This is a genomic window from Brevibacterium sp. Lmc1 (assembly GCF_057654315.1).
On the sequence record NZ_CM172803.1, the window covers coordinates 3,861,779 to 3,879,534 of the forward strand.

A 17,756-nucleotide genomic window follows, 5' to 3' on the forward strand; every position below is an offset into this window, starting at 1 on the left:
CGGGCTCTATAGCACAGAAGCGATCAGAATAAAACCCCTGGTCACAGGCTCAGCCCCCGGTAGTTCAATCCTCAACTCAGTTGTGCCGCCGCTGCCGAAAATTGCATATAGGTCACATCCCGCGGTGAGCACACGACCACAGTTCGATGACCGCCGGCGCATCTCGCGAATCCCGACTCAGCGATCGCGGGTGCGGGCGAAGGAGAATCCGGCCGACCCCCATCGCATGAGCGGACGCGGCACCACAGGGGCAACGAGCGCGGCAATGCGATATCCCCACCCCGGCACAGAGACGACCTTCCCCGCCCGCGCATCACGCAGCGACTCCCGCACCACCTGATCGACGCTGAGCCAGATCAGGCCGGGTCCCGGACGCTCCACGCCGAGGCGGCTGTGGAATTCCGTCCGGATGAAGCCAGGCAGAACGGTGGTGACCGTCACCGGGCCGCCCCTGAGTTCCCCGGCGAGCGCCTCGGTGAAGACCAGAGTCGAAGCTTTCGACGCGGCATACTGTCCCATCGTCGTCACCGCCGCCAGCGAGGAGACGTTGATGATTCCTCCGCGACCGCGGGACTGCATGCGCCGAGCCGCTGCCAGCGACAGCTCTCTCACCGCCCCGGCGAGCACCCGATCGAGCGCATCGAGCTCAGCAGCATCGGTATCCAGCAGTGTCCCGCGCAGCCCGAAGCCGGCATTGTTGATGAGCACATCGATCGGCTGCGTCGCGATGATCTCGTTGACCGCGTCGATACCGTCACGGGTCGACAGATCGGCCACGGCCGCCTCGGCGTGGGCATTCTGCGTGGTTCGCAGCTGCTCGGCCAGCTGATTCAGCCGGTCCTCGTCCCTGGCGACCAGGACGAGGTCGTAGCCCTCGGCGGCCAGGGTGCGGGCATAGCCGCGCCCCAGCCCGGAGCTCGCCCCGGTGATGAGGGCACGCGGCCGCGGATTCATACCGCGCCTTGACCTCGACGAACGGTCAGGGATTGAACTGCTGTGCCGATGGGTCCGTCGACGTCGCTGAGCACGCTCGTCGTCTGCCCCAGTCCGGTCGGCCCGAAGGCCACCTTGGTGTCGAAGCCGACCCAGCCGACTTCGGGCACGCGAGTGAGGTGGATGGAGAGGTCGACGTTCGGGAAGAACGTCGTCTTCGGATCCTCACGGACGGCCAGACCGTTGGCGGTGTCGACGAACTTGACGAAGGCCGCGGTCGGCGGGTCGATCTCACCGTCGACGAGAGGATAGGGACTGCGCACCCAGGACCGTGCGTAGCCGGGGTGGGCGTCCGCTCCCTGGCGCCCCTCGAGGGACGCGATGTAACCGCCGCCCCAACGGTTGGTGAAAGGAATCTCGGGCACTTCGGACACGGGCGGCATCGCGGACCATTCGTCGCCTGCGACCGCCTCGGTGTCGGAGGCCTGCAGTCTCCACACCCGAGCGGTCACGCTGGTGCGCTCACCGTGGCGCATATGCGCTTCGACGAGTTCGATGGTGCGGCCGGGGCGGACGACATTGACATCGATGGTGAACTCGCCGGAGTGGATGACGCCGAGGACGTCGAAGGTCACCCGGGAGATGAGCTTGTCGCTGGGCAGTCGACGTTCGATCTCGGCAAGCACCATCCCCGAGGCGGGCGCGAGGTGCTGCTCGCCGGGCTGCCAAGCGCCCTGGCTGTGCAGAGTCGAGACGAGGCGGTCCTCGGATAGCCGCACATAGTAGGAGTCCGGGTAGGCGGCACCGTCATGGCCGAGGTGTTCATTGGGAGCTTCAGGCATGGTCCCAATCCTATCGACCCGTCGAGACCCCGCTTTCTCCTCCGGCGCGGACGGCTTAGGGTGGGAGGGTGAGAATCGCTACGTGGAATGTGAACTCGATCCGTGCCCGCCATGACCGCATCGGGGCCTGGCTGGATCGTTCGGATGTCGATGTCCTGGCCATCCAGGAACTCAAGTGCAAGGACTCGCAGTTCCCCGAGGAGCTGTTCACCGAGCGCGGCTACGAGGTCAGCTATCACGGCCTCAACCAGTGGAACGGTGTCGCCATCGCCTCGCGCGTCGGACTGGCCGACGCCGAGATCGGGTTCAAGGACATCCCTGCCTTCGGTTCGGAAGAACCCGTCGTCGAAGCCCGGTCGCTGTCGGTGACCTGCAATGATGTGCGCGTGTATTCGCTCTATGTGCCCAACGGCCGCGAACTCGACCACCCGCACTACGGCTACAAGTTGGAGTGGTACAAGGCGCTGACGGCCGATATCGCCGCCCAGCTGAGCGCCGAACCGGAGAAGAAGCTCGTCCTCTGCGGTGACTTCAACGTCGCTCCGCTCGACGAGGACGTCTGGGACATGGCCGAGTTCGACGGCGCCACCCACGTCTCCGATGCCGAGCGTGCCGCTTTCGATGATCTCCTCGGCGCGGGCCTGAGCGAAGTCACCCGCCAGTTCACGCCCGGACCCGGCGTCTACACCTTCTGGGACTACCAGAAGCTGCGCTTCCCGAAGAAGCAGGGCATGCGCATCGACTTCCAGCTCGCCTCGCAGGCGCTGGCGAAGACAGCGACCGCAGGCGAGATCGACCGTGAGGAGCGCAAGGGCAAAGGCGCGTCCGATCACGCTCCCGTCGTCGTCGACTACGACCTCTGAGGCACCTTCGTCTCACCTTTCGGCACCCCGGCGCAACTTCAGCGTCGAAGCCATAGACATCTCCCCTCTCTTCTGGTGAAGTTGAATCAGGAGCTAGGAAGGTGACGAGGATGTCAGCAACTGTCCGCGAATTGGTCGACGAAGCCTACGACCGGCGTGAGTCCACCTGGAGGGCCGCCCTCGAGACGGTCAATGACTGGGTCGAGTCCGTCCGCGCTCCATCCGCACTGCTCTCCGGAGATCGAGTGCGCGTCGTCGACGGTCGGATCAAGGATCGACTGCGCACCGGCGAGAAGCTGCGCCGCAAGCTCGCCGATGCCAACGACGAGATCCACGAATCCGTCGAGGTCGAGAACCAGGTCATCGATGTCGTCGGCGCCCGCGTCATCTGCCGCACCGAACGCGAACAGTCGGCCCTGTGGGACCTGCTCACCGAGGTGAGCGACGATACGAACCTCTCCATCGCCGAGGTGCGCGACTACTCCGCGACCCCGAAGCCCTCTGGATACCGCGGCCGCCACCTCATCGTCGAGGTTCCCTTCGATTCCGAGCCTTCCGTCCTCGTCGAACTCCAGCTGCGCACGATCATGCAGGACGCGTGGTGCGTGCTCGCCGAGGAGCACCTCTTCAAACCCGGGCAGGCCCTGAAATCCGATGCCCAGCAGGAACGGCTGTCGGTGATCCTCGCAGGTCTGATGGCGCAGGCCGACTCCGTGGCCGGCTACATCGCCGATGACGTCGGCGCGTATCTGGGCATGGGCAATTCCGCCCCGCCCCGCGCCTTCGCCGAGGCGGACGAACCGACCGATCCGGCCATCGAGGTCACGATCCGCGAACTCAACCACTCCTATGTCCTCGCCGCCGACGAGGTGGGCCGCCACGGCATCATCCGCTTGGAGACGCTCGGGCTGACCCCCGACAACCCGGAGCGCTCCGCCTTCCCCCATCCGGGCGACAAGCTGCAGGTGCGCATGGACGAGTCGAACAACACGCGCTACTTCATTCCCGTCGGCCACGACGGCTGAGTCGAGCACGTCAGCTGAGTCAGCCACGTCAGCTGAGCTGACTGCGACAGGCAGTGGCTGCTGTTCGGTCAGTCGCGTTTGACGCGCTTGAGCCCGTCAAGGGACCAGGCGAAGGAATCCGGCCCGTCCCAGATCAACACCAGCCATTCGTCAGCGGTCAGGTCATAGCCGATGTCGAGCTGATGCGACTGCGTGTTCTTGCTGAGTTCGGACTTCACTTCATCGTGCAGAGCGGCCACGTCGACAGCTGGGATCTCGGCAGGTCTGAGCCATTTGTCTGACGGACTCTGGCTCGTGTCGGTGTCGACCGTCGGACGATAGCCCTTCCGGAAGCTGACCGTGATCCACTCGTCGTTCTCGTTCGACCCCTTGACCGTGACGTCGTCTCCCCCGCCCTGAATCCGCCCGACCATGGTCAGCCCGAGTGCCGTCGCATGTTCGATTGCTGAGGGCACAGTGTCCTTGCGCCAGTTCAGCACCTGCACGAGATCAGTGGGAACGGTCTCCCCGTCGTCGTCCTCAGACTCAGAAGAATCAGACTCAGAGGATGCCGAGTTCGACCCCGCTTCGCTTCCACCGCCTCGGCCAGTCGCCTCGGCGCCGTCTCCGCTCTTCACCCACGCTCGGGTGCCGACCCACGAGGCGGCAGTGATGCCGACCAATGCCCCGATGCCGAGGACGAACCGCCGGCGGTCGGTCGTCTGCGTTCGTTCGAACTTCTCGTCATGCCATTCGAAGGGCAGATCGGCGACGAGGCCGTCGAGGGTTGTGAAACTGGTGGCCGCCTCGGCGGAAGCGACCCGCTCCTCATGCTCGTCGACGGTGAGCCGTTCGTCGGCGAGCGCCTCATTGAGCGCTGAGATATAGGGCGCGCGTTCGTCACGGGAGGGACGCCAGTCATCTCTCTTCCTCGTCTCAGCCATGTCAGCCCCTTCAGTCATCGCCCGTGCGACGGATGGATATGAGTTCCGCCCCGTCACCGGTCCACCGGAGTTCGCCCCCGCCTTCTCCGTAGTCGCCGCCCGCCACCATCACAGAGATCACCGGTTCCGCTTTGCTGTTGGACGCGTCGCTCTCGGTCCGCAGCTCCACTCGCAGGCCCTGCCCGCTGCCGAGTTTCTTCGCTGCCGCCTGGGCCATCGCCGGGATGAGGCCGAGAGCGAAGTCGTCGAGTGTGAAGAGCCTGTCGCCTTCGCCCAAGCGACTGCTGGGGGTGATGTCCGGCTCTGCACGCCCGTAGACGATGACGCTGTCGATGCCGCGAGACGATTTCAGACTGCGGGCACCGGCCTGGAACACATCCGGATCGATAGAGATCTCACGGAAATGCGTGTACCCCTTGTCCTTCACCCTTGTCAGCACATCTTCGAGGGCAGCAGGATCAGTGATGAAGTCGACCTCAGGCGAGTCCGAGCCCGAAGTTTCGACTGCCTTTGAGTCCGCGCCGAAGAGCCGAGAGGCTCCGCCGGCGACGACGAAGCCCAAGGCAGCGGCACCACCGGCGAGCAGGAGGCGGCGGCTGACCGCCGGGGCGCCGGAAGTCCGCAGCGAACGGCGCCGCTTGAGCGCCTCGGCGCGGGTAAGTGTGGTCGGGAACTCGACCTCGGGTCGGGGCAGATCGGCCAGGGCTCGCTGCAGGTCCGCGGCATGGTTCCCGGTTTCGATGAGAGTGGAGCGGCGCTCGAACTCTTCATCGTCGATGCGCCCGTCGGCATAGGCCGACGACAGAGCGGTGCGAAAGGCGTCGCGTTCGACGAATGAAGGGCGCAATTCTTTCCGGGCGGCTCCGGCTGTATCGGACCGGTCGTCTGGGTTCCCGGTCGACGTCTGCAGAATAGCCACGGATAAATGATGCCACCGTTGCCAAGCGTGGGCCACTTCAACTCACCGTGCTGCGCGGGCCGTCGCACTGGATGATGCACCGATGACTCCACCGACTAGACTTGCGTCCCATGGGAAAGAAGTCGAAGCGCTCCAAGGAAGAACTCATCGCCAAACGCCTCGCCAGGGCGCAGGCCACGGCATTCGTCGCGCGTCCGTTCGCGGACCTGCCGTTCGAAGCCGACCTCATCTGCCTGCGCGAACTCGTGCCCGCGGCCACCGCGACCGCGAAGCTCACAGAGGAATACGGCGGCCACGAGGTGACCATCACGTCCCTGCTGCCCGCCGCATGGCAGGCCTGGCGCCGCGACGACGGTGAGATCCTGGCCGGAATGCAGGTGCCCGTGTCCTCGACCGACGCCTCCCGCGACGTCGCCCGCGGCCTGCTGGCCGCCGTCGACGCCGAACCCGGCACCTCCATCGAGGCGACCACCGAACCCGGTGAGGGCCCGCGTCTGCAGGACATCCTCGACACCTCGCACCCGTTCGACGTCCGCGTGCTCGAGAACTTCGACTACTGGGCCCTGCCCGAAGCCGAGTCCGATGCCGACGTCGCCGCCGCCCTCCAGCAGGCCAACGACTCCGTGGCCCCGACCGAGAAGCTCGCCTCCGTCGCCTCCGCCTACTGGACCGAGATGTCCGGCCGCACCTACGTCCGCTGGGCCCGCCCCGAAGGTGAGGACCGCGTCGTCGATGCGATGGCCCGCCTGCAGGCCGAGAACGCCAACGACCTCGGCGGAATCGGCACCTTCCTCGGCTACTTCCGCGCCCACGGCATCATCGTCCCCGTCTGGGAACTCGAGTTCGGCACCCAGGTCGACGACGTCGAAGAGCCCATCGCCGCGTTCGGCAAGCGCCTCGACGAAGCGCTGAACACTACCGAGCCGATGAGCACCGAGGCCCGCCGCGTCCGCTCGGGCATCGTGTCCCGCCAGCTGACCATCCACTGATATCCGTCACCACCCCATCACCGAGGCGGAACCCGAAAAGGGTGCCCCGCCTCGGTGCCGGTGACGGACAGGAGAACCGACATGAGCGCACAGCCGCACCCCGCCCCCGAGGCGGTCGCCGCCATCATCCCTGCGATGAACGAATCCCAGCGGATCGGTGCCACCGTCGCTGCGGCCAAGCAGATCCCCGGGGTCGACATGGTCCTCGTCGTCGACGACGGATCGGCTGACGACACGGGGACTCGGGCCCGCCGGGCCGGCGCCGAGGTCATCACCCACCCGAAGAACAAGGGCAAGGCTGCGGCCATGATGACCGGAGCCTTCGCTCTGCGCAATCGGGAGATCTCCGACGCCGATCCGGGCGTCGACCCGCACCACCGGGCGCTGCTGTTCATCGACGGCGACCTCGAGGACTCAGCGATGAACACCGCTCCCCTGGCCGAGCCTGTACTCGCTGGTCGGGCCGACATGACGATCGCGATCCTGCCCGCGCAGAAGCGCAAGGGCGGGGGCTTCGGCTTCGTCGTCGGTCTGGCGAAGAAAGGCATCGCCGAGCTCTCCGGATTCGAAGCCACCCAGCCCCTGTCGGGCATGCGCTGCCTGTCGAGAGAGGCCTTCGACGCGGCCCTGCCGTTCGCCGCAGGCTGGGGCGTCGAGGCGGCCATGACCATCGACGTCGTCAATGCCGGCCTGCGCGTGGAAGAGGTCGAATGCGACCTCCACCACCGCGTCACCGGTCGTGATCTGAAAGCGCAGCTGCACCGCGCTGCACAGTATCGCGACGTCGCCCGCGCCATCCTCGTCCGCCGCCTCCGCGCGAAGCGGAATGGCGGGACGCCAGGCGGCGGCTTCTCCTCCACCCCCGCCGATTCCGGGTCTTCCGAAACCACGCAGAATTCCTCCGATCCACACAAGGAGACCGGCAAGTGAGCCTCAACCGTTTCGCGTACCTCGGCCCTGAGGCCACTTTCACCGAGGCGGCCCTGCTCAGCTTCCTCGACTCCCGGAACCTGCGCGCCGAGGCCACGACGCACCCGATGCGCAATGCCCCCTCGGCACTCGACGCGGTGCTCGAGGGCGACTGCGATGCCGCGGTCGTGCCGATCGAGAACTCACTGGAAGGCGGAGTGCCCGCCACGATCGATGCGCTCACCGAGAACGGGCGTCTGCAGATCATCGCCGAGGTGGTCGTGCCCGTCCGCTTCGTCCTCGCCGTCAAGCCCGGCACCACCAGGGAGGAGATCTCCTCCTTCGGTTCGCACCCGCACGGCGAGGCGCAGGTGCGGGCGTTCATGAACGAGAACTTCCCCGAAGCCGTCTACCTGCCGACGTCCTCGACTGCCGCGGCCGCCAGGGACCTGGCCAATGACGCCGGCGACCATATGGCCGCCGTCTGCCCGGCCCTGGCCGCGCAGCGCTATGGACTCGAGATCGTCGCCGAGGACATCGGCGACCGCAAAGACGCCGTCACCCGATTCGTCGTGGTCACCCGCCCGGGCCCTCTGCCCGCCCCGACCGGCGCGGACAAGACGACCGTGGTGGCAGCCCTGCGCTCGGACCGGGCGGGTTCGCTGCTCGAACTGCTCGAACAGTTCTCCAGCCGCGGGGTCAATATGTCCCGCATCGAATCCCGGCCGACCGGTGACGGGTTGGGCCTCTACCAGTTCTCCATCGACCTGCTCGGACACATCCACGAGGCCCGCATGGCCGAGGCCCTGCAGGGTGTCCACCGGGCGGCCCTCAAGCTGCACTTCCTCGGCAGCTACCCGAGCTCCGACGGAGCAGTGGTGCCGGTCGACCCGACGACGACGGACGAGTCCTTCGCCGCCGCCGCCGATTGGCTGGAACACACCCTCGAAGGCTGATGGACACCGACCGAAATTGCGCCTGGCTTCGGACCGCTTGCGCCTCTTCACACCGGGAAAATCTGCAATACTGAAACCTACTGGTAGGTAAGTGTGCGCAGATTGCCAGGAACCCGCCGGTTTTGGGCAATCTGCGCACACTTGACGTCGGTTCACTAGCCGACAGAGACGACAGAGGAGTCGACGATGAGTTCTTTCGACAGCACGGGCTCGTCCCACGCACCTGGTGACGGCGGAGACATCTCCGAACCCGGTGATCGTTCCACCCCGGATCGCCGCTCTCCCGATGCGATCGTCGTCGGGGCCGGGCTCGCCGGTCTCGTCGCCGCCCACGAACTCACCCAGGCCGGCAAACGCGTGCTCATCCTCGACCAGGAGAACCGCGCGAACCTCGGCGGACAGGCGTTCTGGTCCCTCGGCGGACTCTTCCTCATCGACTCCCCCGAACAGCGGCGACTGCGCATCCACGATTCGCTCGAGCTCGCCAAAGACGACTGGGCCACCTCGGCGGGCTTCGACCGAGATGAGGATCATTGGCCGCGGAAGTGGGCGGAGGCGTACCTCGAGTTCGCGGCCGGGGAGAAGCGCCGGTACCTGCGTGACCTCGGCTTACGCCTGACCCCGATCGTCGGTTGGGCCGAACGCGGTGGGTCCGGTGCGGCTGATCACGGCAATTCCGTGCCCCGTTTCCACCTCACCTGGGGCACTGGCCCCGAGGTGGTCCGGGTCTTCCGTGAACCCGTCGAGACCGCGGAGGCCGCCGGACTCGTCGAGTTCGCCTTCCGTCACCGCGTCGACGAACTCATCACCGAGGATGGGACCGTCGTCGGCGTCCGCGGGCGGACGCTCGCCCCCAGTCACACGGCCCGCGGAGTCGAATCGAACCGCGACGAACTCGCCGACTTCGAACTCCGGGCACCCGCCGTCATCGTCACCACCGGCGGCATCGGACACAATTTCGAACTGATGAAGAAGTACTGGCCGGTCGACCGCCTCGGCGAGTTCCCGGACACGATGCTCGCCGGAGTGCCCGCTCATGTGGACGGGCGGATGCTGCAGATCGCCGAGGATGCCGGAGCCAGCCTCATCAACCGGGACCGGATCTGGGCGTACACGGAGGGCATCGAGAACTGGAATCCGATCTGGCCGGGGCACGGGATCCGCATCATTCCGGGACCGTCGTCGATGTGGTTCGATGCCGAGGGCAATCGTTTCCCGGCGCCGAACTATCCGGGCTTCGATACGAATCGGACGATGCGCACGATCCTTGAGACCGGGCACGACTATTCATGGTTCGTACTCAACGAGTCGATCATCCGCAAGGAATTCGCGCTCTCCGGTTCGGAGCAGAACCCGGACCTCACGGAGAAGGACATTCGGATCACGCTCGATCGGGTGCGCTCCTCCGATGCGCCGGGACCGATCGAGGCCTTCAAGAAGTACGGCTCCGACTTCGTCGTGGCCGAGACCACCGAGGAACTGGTGGCGGGAATGAACGAACGCTCCCGCGGACCGGTCATCGACCACGACCACCTCGTTGAGCAGATCCGGCAGCGGGACCGGCAGACCGAACACGCTTTTTCGAAGGACGCGCAGGTCCAGGCCATCCACAATGCGCGGTCCTACCTCGGCGACAAGATCGTGCGCGCGGTCAAACCGCACAAGATCCTCGACCCGGCACACGGTCCGCTCATCGCGGTGCGTCTGAGCCTGCTCTCGCGAAAGACCCTCGGAGGGCTGGAGACGAACCTCGACGGGCAGGTGCTGGCGGGATCCGGCGCTGGTAAAGAGGGAGGTCGCGAGGCTGAGCACACACCGATCCCGGGCCTCTACGCCGCCGGCGAGGTCACCGGTTTCGGGGGCGGCGGAATGCACGGGTACAACGCGCTCGAGGGAACGTTCCTCGGCGGGTGCATCTTCTCCGGCCTCCGCGCCGGACGCGCTGCCGCAGGGCAGGCGGGTCGTGCGGTGACCTCTGTGCGACCGGAAAGCGGGTCTGCACAAGGCGAAACAGCGCACTCGTGACCGGCAGCGCGCGTTCAGCCCTCACAGTCTTAGTCACCGGCGGCACCTCGGGAATCGGTCGAGCCGTCGCCGAGGCGCTGGCGGCGAAAGGCTGCACGGTGCTGGCAACCAGCCGGAACCCGGACCGCATCTCCACTGCCGACCGGATCCCCGGTGTCAGCTATCTGCCGCTGGACCTCGCCGACCCGGATGGTCCGGACCGACTGGCCACAGAGCTCGAGGAACTCGGCCTGCTCGACGGCATCGACGTGCTCATCAACAATGCCGGTGAGAGCCAGTCGGGTCCGTTCGAAGAGCTGCCGGCCGAGGCCATCGAACGGCTCTTCCGCACGAACGTGTTCGGACCCGTTCGACTGAGCCAACTCGTCCTGCCCGGGATGCGTGCGCGGCGGGCGGGACGCATCATCATGGTCGGGTCGATGCTCGCCAGCTTCCCTTTGGCCCACCGCAGTTCGTATTCTGCGGCGAAGGCGGCTCTGCGCGCTTTCGCCACGGCGGCTCGGCAGGAGCTCTCACCCTTCGGCGTATGGGTGAGCACCGTCGAACCCGGATCGATCGCCACGGGTATCGGGCTGCGGCGGACGAAGTACCTCGAAGAGGGGTCGCCCTATACGCGGGACGTGACGACGATGCTCGAGCACCTCGACGCCAACGAGCGCGGCGGCATTCCGGCCGCCAAGGTTGCGGCCACGATCGTCGATGCGATCGTCGCGCCGAGGCCGCGGGAGTTCTACGCCGTCGGCAGCAGAGCACCGCTGACGTTCCTGCTGGGGCGTGCGCTTCCCCGCGAACTCGTGTCGAAGATCGTCGCCGCCCAGCACGGGCTCAAGCGGTAGGCGTCTCAGTCGCCGGGTCCGGCGGATTGCTGTACCGCTGATGTCCGGCTGAAGCGCTGAACCTGGTCGCTGGGGCCCAGCGCCCTACTGCAGGCGGGACGGGATGAGGTGTTGGGTGGTCGAGATGCCGAGCACCCGCTGCTGCCGGGACAGATTGTACGTCCGATCCGACTGCAGGTATCTGACGAGGAAGAGCTTCGCTCGGTCCCCGCGCTTGAACACGCCCTTGATCTTGAGTCCGAGCTTCGCCGACACCAGCGCCTTGTCCTTCGCGACACCCTCGATGACGACCTGGTCATAGCCCATCCGAGCGAAGTGAGTGACCACAGCCTCTTTGAGCCGGTACGGAATCGGGTCACCGATATTGAAGGGACCCGCCGCCGACGGCACGTCGAGGCAGGCGAGCGCGGCCCGCACCACATTGTCGACGTGGGTCAGGGTGATCTTCTGCCTGCCGCCGCCGGGCAGCCGCAGCACACCCTTCTTCGACATCCGCGACAGGAACGGCATGAGCATCGTCTCCCCCGGACCGTAGACAGCCGCGGGACGCAGGATCGCAGCATCGGGACGGAGCCTCATGACGAGCTGCTCGGCGAGAGCATGGGTGCGAGAGTACGCGTCGGCGAAGTCGTTGGGGTCCTTCGGACCGGCTTCCTCCCACAGCTCGGCGTGGGGTTCGGACTCGGAGTACACCGTCGTCGAGGACACGTGCACGATGCGGGACTTCGGAAACGCATCGAGGACATGACGTGTGCCCGTCACCTTCACGTTGTAGAGAGCGTCGTCATCGGCGCTGACGGAGGCGATTCCGGCACAGTGGAAGACCGCGGTCACATTCTTGGCCAGGGAGGTCACCGAAGCGGACGCAGGTTCGGTGATGTCCCAGTGTTGGAAGTTCACCCCGGGGATCTCGGGATCTCGCCGGGACAGCGCGTAGACCGTTTCGTCCCTTTCGGCGAGCGCCCGTGCAATGGCACCACCGATGAAGCCGCTGGCTCCGGTCACTATCACCGCCACGACGTTCCCTCTCTCATCTTCACGCCCACCGCCTCAGCGGCGGTGCTGCCACTGCGGCACCCTCTTCGTCAGGAAGGCGTCGATCCCTTCCTGCGCATCGGCCGCGACGGCATTGTCCGCCATCACCTGCGACATCCGCGCATAGGCGTCGGCCACAGGCAGCTCCCGCTGTTCGTAGAACGCGGCCTTTCCTAGGGCAACTGTAGCCGACGAGGCGGACGCGACTTTGAGAGCCAATTCCAAGGTGGCGGACTCGAGGTCGGCGTCGGCGACGACATCGGAGACGAGACCGAACTTCAGCGCATCCTCGGCGGTCACGAAATCACCGGTCAGCAGCATCCGCATCGCCTGTTTCGCCGGCACCGCACGGGAGAGAGCCACCATCGGAGTCGAACAGAACAGACCGATCTTCACTCCCGGAGTTGCGAATCTGGCGGACTCGGCGGCAACGGCCAGATCGCAGGTCGCCACCAGCTGGCAGCCGGCCGCCGTGGCCACACCCTGCACCTGCGCGATGACCGGCTGTGGGATGGATCGGATGAGCTGCATCAGTCGGGCACAGGCGTCGAACGTGGTCTGCTGCGTCTCCAGATCCGCCCCGCGGATCTCGGTGAGGTCATGACCGGAGCTGAACACATGACCGGCGGTGATGAGGATGACCGCGCGCACATCGGTGCGGTCGGCCACCTCGGTGAGGGTGTCGATGAGGTCTTCCATGACCTCACGCGACAGTGCGTTGCGCGTGGACGGCCGGTTGATCGTCACGGAGGCGACTCCGTCGTCGAGCTGCGCGAATACAATTGATTCCGACATAGCCTCATTCTGCCAAAGGTCGCCGGGCCCGGCGCGGAATCTGCGCAGACGATTTCCGCCCGCCTCCGGACACATCTGCCCCGGTGGGAGCGATTCGGAGGGACTGGCATGACCACACTGCTGATGATCATCGGATTCGGTGCCGCCACCTCGGTGGTGGTCGGATTGGGGCAGAAGCTCAAGCTCCCGTGGCCGGCGCTCATGGTCCTCATCGGCATCGCCGGTGCGTTCATCCCCACCTTCGCCGAGGTGGCCATCGATCCGGAGCTCGTCCTCCCTCTCTTCCTGCCGCCCCTGCTCTTCGCCGCCGCACAGAAGACATCGTGGGCGCTGTTCGCGATCCGGTGGCGCACGATCCTCGGCATGTCCGTGGCTCTCGTCGGTGTGACCGTGGCCGCCGTCGCCGGGTCCGCGGTCTTCCTCGTCCCCGGAATCACCATCGCCGCGGCCATCGCGCTCGGCGCCATGCTCGCCCCACCCGACCCGGTCGCTGTCGAAGCCGTGGCCAGCACCGTGTCGATCCCCCGCCGCATCATGTCGACCCTGCAGAGCGAAGGTCTGTTCAACGATGCCGCCTCCCTGGTCATCTTCCAGACCGCGATGGCCGCAGTATTGGCCGGCACCGAGGTGGACTACGCAGATCTGGCCGTGTCGTTCGTCGTCTCCGCCGTCGTGGCGATCATCGTCGGCCTGGTGCTGTCCTTCGCCGCCTGGTGGGTGATGGAGAAGATCGATCACACGATCGCTCGGTCCTCCCTCATGCTCGTCCTGCCCTTCGGCGTCTACCTCGTGGCCGAGCACTTCCACGCCAGCGGGGTCATCGCCGTCGTCGTGGCCGCCCTCGAAGTGCGGCGCCGCGATGTCGAGGGGAACTCGGCGGAGCGGGTGACGCAGAACTCGACGTGGCAGGTCCTCGAGATGCTCATCACCGGAATCGCCTTCGGACTCATCGGCCTCGATCTGCGTCTCATCGTCGAATCCGAACACGCCGACCTCGGGCGAGCGCTGCTCGTCGGCGCGCTCATCGCTCTCATCGTCGTCGCCGTCCGCTTCGTCTGGCTGCTGCTCGGCACTGTCATCGAACGCAAGAGACGCGAGGAGGATCCGGATGCCGCACCTTTGAGCGTCCGCGATGCCACGCTGATGACCTGGGGCGGGATGCGCGGCCTCGCCACGGTCGCCTTGGCGCTGTCGATCCCGGCCACGACGAGTTCCGGTGCCCCGTTCCCCGGGCGGTCCTATGTCGTCGTCGCGGCCGCGGTGGTCCTGCTGCTCACTCTGGTGCTGGCGGGCCTGAGCTTTCCGACCGTCGTCGCTCTCCTCGGCATCGACGACGAGGCGGAGAAGGAACATCAGGCGACCAGGGACATCGCTCTGCGTGCCTACAAGGCTGCGATGCGCGAGATCAAGAACGATGACAGTCTGCCCGACGACGTCATCGAACCCCTGCGGGCGAGGTTCAAAGTCCTGCACGATCAGCTCAGCGGAACCACCGATGACCAGGCGAGCTCGGAGCAGGCGATGGCATTCAAGGAACACCGGGAGCAGATGCTGGCCGTGCAGAAGAAGGCCATGCAGTCCGCCCGTGCCGAGGTGCTCAAGGCCCGGCGCGAACGCGGCACCGATCCGGAGATCGCCGACCGCGTGCTCCACCGCTTCGACCTCCAGTCGGTCATCACGAGGTAGGGCCGGGCTAGTCCCGGCCGGGCAGGTTTCCGGGCCGGCCCCGGCTGGGCAGGGACACGCATCCGGGCGGGCCGCCTCGGCGAAGTTCTTCTCGATTTTCAAAGTTGAGCGGAATAGACTCAACTTTGCCGGTGTTGTTCTTTTCGAGAGCTGAAATCAGCACAGAATTTGAGAAGGAGATGCGTACATGGACGCACAGATGACAACCAAATCCCGGGAGGCGCTGCAGACTGCGGTCAACGACGTCGTCGCCCGGAAGAACAATCAGATCGAACCGGCCCACCTCGTCGCGGCCCTGCTCGGCCAGCCCGATTCGCTCGCCGCGACCCTGCTGACGAAGGTCGGTGCCGACCCGCAGACCGTGCTGCGGTCCATCGAGTCCGTGATCAGCGGATTCCCCACCGTCAGCGGATCCTCCGTCAGCCAGCCGGGACTCTCCCGCGCCGGCCTGGAGATGATGAACCTCGCACAGGAGGAGATGACGGCCCTCGGCGACCAGTTCGTCTCGACCGAACACCTGCTGCTCGCCGCTGCGGCCGGCAAGGACGGCGCCGGCGAGGCGCTGCGCGCGAATGGGGCCAACAGGGACGCGTTGCTCGCGGCCCTGCCCGAACTGCGTGCCGGAAAGAAGGTCACTTCGGAGAACCCCGAGGAGACGATGCAGTCGCTGGAGAAGTTCGGCATCGATCTCACCGCCGTCGCCCGGGAAGGCAAGCTCGACCCGGTGATCGGCCGCGACAAAGAGGTTCGCCGCGTCGTCCAGGTGCTCTCGCGGAGGACGAAGAACAACCCCGTCCTCATCGGTGAACCCGGCGTCGGCAAGACCTCCGTCGTCGAAGGCCTGGCCCAGCGGATCGTGGCCGGAGACGTGCCCGAATCGCTGCGCGACAAGACGCTCATCAGCCTCGACCTGTCCGCCATGGTCGCCGGCGCGAAGTACCGCGGTGAGTTCGAGGAGCGGTTCAAGGCCGTGCTCGAGGAGATCAAGAACGCCGACGGTCGGATCATCACCTTCATCGACGAGCTCCACACGATCGTCGGTGCCGGTGCCGGCGGAGACTCCTCGATGGACGCAGGCAATATGCTCAAGCCGATGCTCGCCCGCGGTGAGCTGCGGATGATCGGTGCCACCACGTTGGACGAATACCGCGAGAACATCGAGAAGGATCCCGCTCTGGAGCGCCGGTTCCAGCAGGTCTTCGTCGGTGAGCCCAGCGTCGAGGACACGATCGCGATTCTGCGCGGGCTCAAGGAACGCTACGAAGCTCACCACAAGGTCTCGATCAACGACGGCGCCCTGGTCGCGGCCGCAACGATGTCGAACCGGTACATCACAGGCAGGCAGCTGCCGGACAAGGCCATCGACCTCGTCGACGAGGCGGCTTCCCGCCTGCGGATGGAGATCGATTCGGCTCCGGTCGAGATCGATGAGCTCCGCCGCGCCGTGGACCGCCTGAAGATGGAGGACATGGCCCTGGCTAAGGAGACAGACTCCGCGTCGATCGATCGGTTGAGCGCCCTGCGTGCCGATCTCGCCGACAAGGAGGAGGAGCTGCGCGGACTCGAGGCCACCTGGGAGTCCCAGCGTGCCGGCCTCAACCGGGTCGGTGAGCTGAAGACGAAGCTCGACGAGCTGCGTTCGGCCGCCGAGAAGGCTCAGCGCGACACGGACCTTGAGACCGCCTCCCGTCTGCTCTACGGCGAGATCCCTGCCGTGCAGAAGGAGATCGCCGAGGCCGAAGCCGCCGAGGCCCAGGCCGAGGCGGGAGCGAATTCCGATCAGATGGTCTCGGACAAGGTCTCGAGCAACGACATCGCCGAGGTGGTCTCCTCGTGGACGGGCATCCCCGCCGGACGCCTCGTCCAGGGTGAGGTCGAGAAGCTGCTGGGAGCCGAGGGCATCCTCGGTGAGCGTCTCATCGGGCAGAAGAACGCCGTCGCCGCGGTCTCCGACGCCATCCGCCGTTCGCGGGCCGGGGTCGCCGACCCGGATCGCCCGACCGGTTCGTTCCTGTTCCTCGGACCCACCGGCGTCGGCAAGACGGAGCTCGCGAAGTCGCTCGCGGACTTCCTCTTCGACGACGAGAAAGCCCTGATCAGGATCGATATGAGCGAATACGGTGAGAAGCACACCGTGTCCCGCCTCGTCGGTGCACCTCCGGGCTACGTCGGATACGACGAGGGCGGCCAACTCACCGAGGCGGTCCGCCGTCGCCCGTACTCCGTCGTGCTGCTCGACGAGGTCGAGAAGGCGCACCCGTCCGTGTTCGACATCCTGCTGCAGGTCCTCGATGACGGTCGGCTCACCGACGGTCAGGGACGCACGGTCGACTTCAGGAACACCATCCTGATCCTGACCTCGAACCTCGGTTCGCAGTTCCTCGTCGACAAGAGCCTGTCGACCGAAGAGCAGCGGTCCAAGGTGCTCGATGTCGTGCATACGACGTTCAAGCCCGAGTTCCTCAACCGTCTCGATGACATCGTGCTCTTCGAGGCGCTCAGCCAGACCGAGCTCGCGTCGATCGTCGATCTGCAGATCTCGCACATGTCGCGCCGGCTCTCCGACCGTCGTGTCTCGCTCGAGGTCACTCAGGGAGCCGAGGACTGGTTGGCGCTCGAAGGCTACGATCCGGCGTTCGGTGCCCGGCCGCTGCGCAGGCTGGTCCAGCGCGAGATCGGCGACAAGCTGGCCCGCGCTCTGCTCGCCGGCGACATCGTCGACGGGGACACCGTGGTCGTCGACCTGCCCGAAGACCCCGAGGCCACCGGCCTGGAGCTGCGCCCCAAGCGGTAAGGCTCCCGGCTGGGGCGTGCTGCGCGGATTCGGCCCAGTTTGAATTGAATAGCACCTATTTGAACATGGGCTATTCAACTCAAACTGGGCTGTTTCGCTGACCGCAGCGCGGCACAGCACAGAAATGGGACACCCTGCTCTGGATCGCTCACTTTCTTCGGTGAGCATTTCAGAGCAGGGTGTCCCATTTCAGCATCTGCCGGTTGCTGAGCGCTATGCGCGACGG

General features: G+C 66.2%; 15 protein-coding genes. 9 read left to right on the forward strand and 6 right to left on the reverse strand.

What is annotated here, in order from left to right:
* Positions 1 to 177 precede the first annotated feature (177 nt).
* The gene (locus tag AC239G_RS17330; RefSeq protein WP_487489389.1) at positions 178 to 954 is read right to left on the reverse strand and encodes an SDR family NAD(P)-dependent oxidoreductase; all 777 of its coding nucleotides are present in this window, start codon (positions 952 to 954) and stop codon (positions 178 to 180) included.
* Positions 951 to 1,775, reverse strand: coding sequence for a thioesterase family protein (locus AC239G_RS17335; protein ID WP_487489390.1), 825 nt, complete (start codon positions 1,773 to 1,775; stop codon positions 951 to 953). Before AC239G_RS17335 ends, AC239G_RS17330 begins: the two co-directional genes overlap by 4 nt.
* A 68-nt stretch (positions 1,776 to 1,843) precedes the next feature.
* On the opposite strand from AC239G_RS17335, the gene AC239G_RS17340 reads away from it, so the two are divergent.
* Together AC239G_RS17340 and AC239G_RS17345 are read left to right on the forward strand one after the other, a co-directional pair.
* Positions 1,844 to 2,638, forward strand: a complete 795-nt coding sequence (locus AC239G_RS17340; protein ID WP_139909275.1) for an exodeoxyribonuclease III — start codon at positions 1,844 to 1,846, stop codon at positions 2,636 to 2,638.
* Between the two features lie 110 nt (positions 2,639 to 2,748).
* Positions 2,749 to 3,663, forward strand: coding sequence for a GTP pyrophosphokinase (locus AC239G_RS17345; protein ID WP_410709023.1), 915 nt, complete (start codon positions 2,749 to 2,751; stop codon positions 3,661 to 3,663).
* A gap of 68 nt (positions 3,664 to 3,731) precedes the next feature.
* On the opposite strand, the gene AC239G_RS17350 is transcribed toward AC239G_RS17345, so the two are convergent.
* Both AC239G_RS17350 and AC239G_RS17355 read right to left on the reverse strand, forming a co-directional pair.
* The gene (locus AC239G_RS17350; RefSeq protein WP_487489391.1) at positions 3,732 to 4,586 is read right to left on the reverse strand and encodes a DUF1707 SHOCT-like domain-containing protein; all 855 of its coding nucleotides are present in this window, start codon (positions 4,584 to 4,586) and stop codon (positions 3,732 to 3,734) included.
* A gap of 10 nt (positions 4,587 to 4,596) precedes the next feature.
* Complete coding sequence (locus tag AC239G_RS17355; RefSeq protein WP_487489392.1) at positions 4,597 to 5,505, reverse strand: DUF1707 SHOCT-like domain-containing protein; 909 nt, start codon at positions 5,503 to 5,505, stop codon at positions 4,597 to 4,599.
* A gap of 110 nt (positions 5,506 to 5,615) precedes the next feature.
* On the opposite strand from AC239G_RS17355, the gene AC239G_RS17360 reads away from it, so the two are divergent.
* From AC239G_RS17360 to AC239G_RS17380, 5 genes are all read left to right on the forward strand, one after another.
* On the forward strand, positions 5,616 to 6,494 hold the full coding sequence (locus AC239G_RS17360; protein ID WP_139469047.1) for a DUF5926 family protein: 879 nt from the start codon (positions 5,616 to 5,618) through the stop codon (positions 6,492 to 6,494).
* Positions 6,495 to 6,575: 81 nt separating this feature from the next.
* Positions 6,576 to 7,424 carry a glycosyltransferase family 2 protein gene (locus AC239G_RS17365; protein WP_487489393.1) on the forward strand — a complete coding sequence of 283 codons (849 nt, stop codon included), beginning with the start codon at positions 6,576 to 6,578 and terminating at the stop codon, positions 7,422 to 7,424.
* Positions 7,421 to 8,359: a prephenate dehydratase gene (gene pheA / locus AC239G_RS17370; protein WP_062862599.1), complete on the forward strand. Its 939-nt coding sequence runs from the start codon at positions 7,421 to 7,423 to the stop codon at positions 8,357 to 8,359. The genes AC239G_RS17365 and pheA overlap by 4 nt, the downstream gene beginning before the upstream one ends.
* 186 nt (positions 8,360 to 8,545) lie before the next feature.
* Positions 8,546 to 10,384: an FAD-binding dehydrogenase gene (locus tag AC239G_RS17375; RefSeq protein WP_487489394.1), complete on the forward strand. Its 1,839-nt coding sequence runs from the start codon at positions 8,546 to 8,548 to the stop codon at positions 10,382 to 10,384.
* Positions 10,381 to 11,220, forward strand: a complete 840-nt coding sequence (locus AC239G_RS17380) for an SDR family NAD(P)-dependent oxidoreductase (protein ID WP_487489395.1) — start codon at positions 10,381 to 10,383, stop codon at positions 11,218 to 11,220. The genes AC239G_RS17375 and AC239G_RS17380 overlap by 4 nt, the downstream gene beginning before the upstream one ends.
* 84 nt (positions 11,221 to 11,304) lie before the next feature.
* Here the strand turns inward: AC239G_RS17380 and AC239G_RS17385 are convergent, their stop codons facing one another.
* Together AC239G_RS17385 and AC239G_RS17390 are read right to left on the reverse strand one after the other, a co-directional pair.
* Complete coding sequence (locus AC239G_RS17385; protein ID WP_487489396.1) at positions 11,305 to 12,237, reverse strand: NAD-dependent epimerase/dehydratase family protein; 933 nt, start codon at positions 12,235 to 12,237, stop codon at positions 11,305 to 11,307.
* Between the two features lie 33 nt (positions 12,238 to 12,270).
* Complete coding sequence (locus AC239G_RS17390) at positions 12,271 to 13,050, reverse strand: enoyl-CoA hydratase (RefSeq protein ID WP_487489397.1); 780 nt, start codon at positions 13,048 to 13,050, stop codon at positions 12,271 to 12,273.
* A gap of 108 nt (positions 13,051 to 13,158) precedes the next feature.
* Here AC239G_RS17390 and AC239G_RS17395 point away from each other — a divergent pair, with 108 nt between their 5' ends.
* Both AC239G_RS17395 and clpB read left to right on the forward strand, forming a co-directional pair.
* A complete protein-coding gene (locus tag AC239G_RS17395) occupies positions 13,159 to 14,736 on the forward strand; it encodes a Na+/H+ antiporter (RefSeq protein WP_139469042.1) in 1,578 nt (525 codons plus the stop codon).
* A 187-nt stretch (positions 14,737 to 14,923) separates the two neighbouring features.
* On the forward strand, positions 14,924 to 17,530 hold the full coding sequence (gene clpB, locus AC239G_RS17400) for an ATP-dependent chaperone ClpB (protein WP_487489398.1): 2,607 nt from the start codon (positions 14,924 to 14,926) through the stop codon (positions 17,528 to 17,530).
* Positions 17,531 to 17,756 lie beyond the last annotated feature (226 nt).

Excerpts from the sequence above, each read along its gene's own strand:
- AC239G_RS17375 (WP_487489394.1), top strand. The coding sequence starts at position 8,546 with ATGAGTTCTTTCGACAGCACGGGCTCGTCCCACGCACCTGGTGACGGC.
- clpB (WP_487489398.1), top strand. The coding sequence starts at position 14,924 with ATGGACGCACAGATGACAACCAAATCCCGGGAGGCGCTGCAGACTGCG.
- AC239G_RS17395 (WP_139469042.1), top strand. The coding sequence starts at position 13,159 with ATGACCACACTGCTGATGATCATCGGATTCGGTGCCGCCACCTCGGTG.
- AC239G_RS17345 (WP_410709023.1), top strand. The coding sequence starts at position 2,749 with ATGTCAGCAACTGTCCGCGAATTGGTCGACGAAGCCTACGACCGGCGT.
- AC239G_RS17360 (WP_139469047.1), top strand. The coding sequence starts at position 5,616 with ATGGGAAAGAAGTCGAAGCGCTCCAAGGAAGAACTCATCGCCAAACGC.
- AC239G_RS17350 (WP_487489391.1), bottom strand. The coding sequence starts at position 4,586 with ATGGCTGAGACGAGGAAGAGAGATGACTGGCGTCCCTCCCGTGACGAA.
- AC239G_RS17330 (WP_487489389.1), bottom strand. The coding sequence starts at position 954 with ATGAATCCGCGGCCGCGTGCCCTCATCACCGGGGCGAGCTCCGGGCTG.
- AC239G_RS17365 (WP_487489393.1), top strand. The coding sequence starts at position 6,576 with ATGAGCGCACAGCCGCACCCCGCCCCCGAGGCGGTCGCCGCCATCATC.
- AC239G_RS17335 (WP_487489390.1), bottom strand. The coding sequence starts at position 1,775 with ATGCCTGAAGCTCCCAATGAACACCTCGGCCATGACGGTGCCGCCTAC.
- AC239G_RS17390 (WP_487489397.1), bottom strand. The coding sequence starts at position 13,050 with ATGTCGGAATCAATTGTATTCGCGCAGCTCGACGACGGAGTCGCCTCC.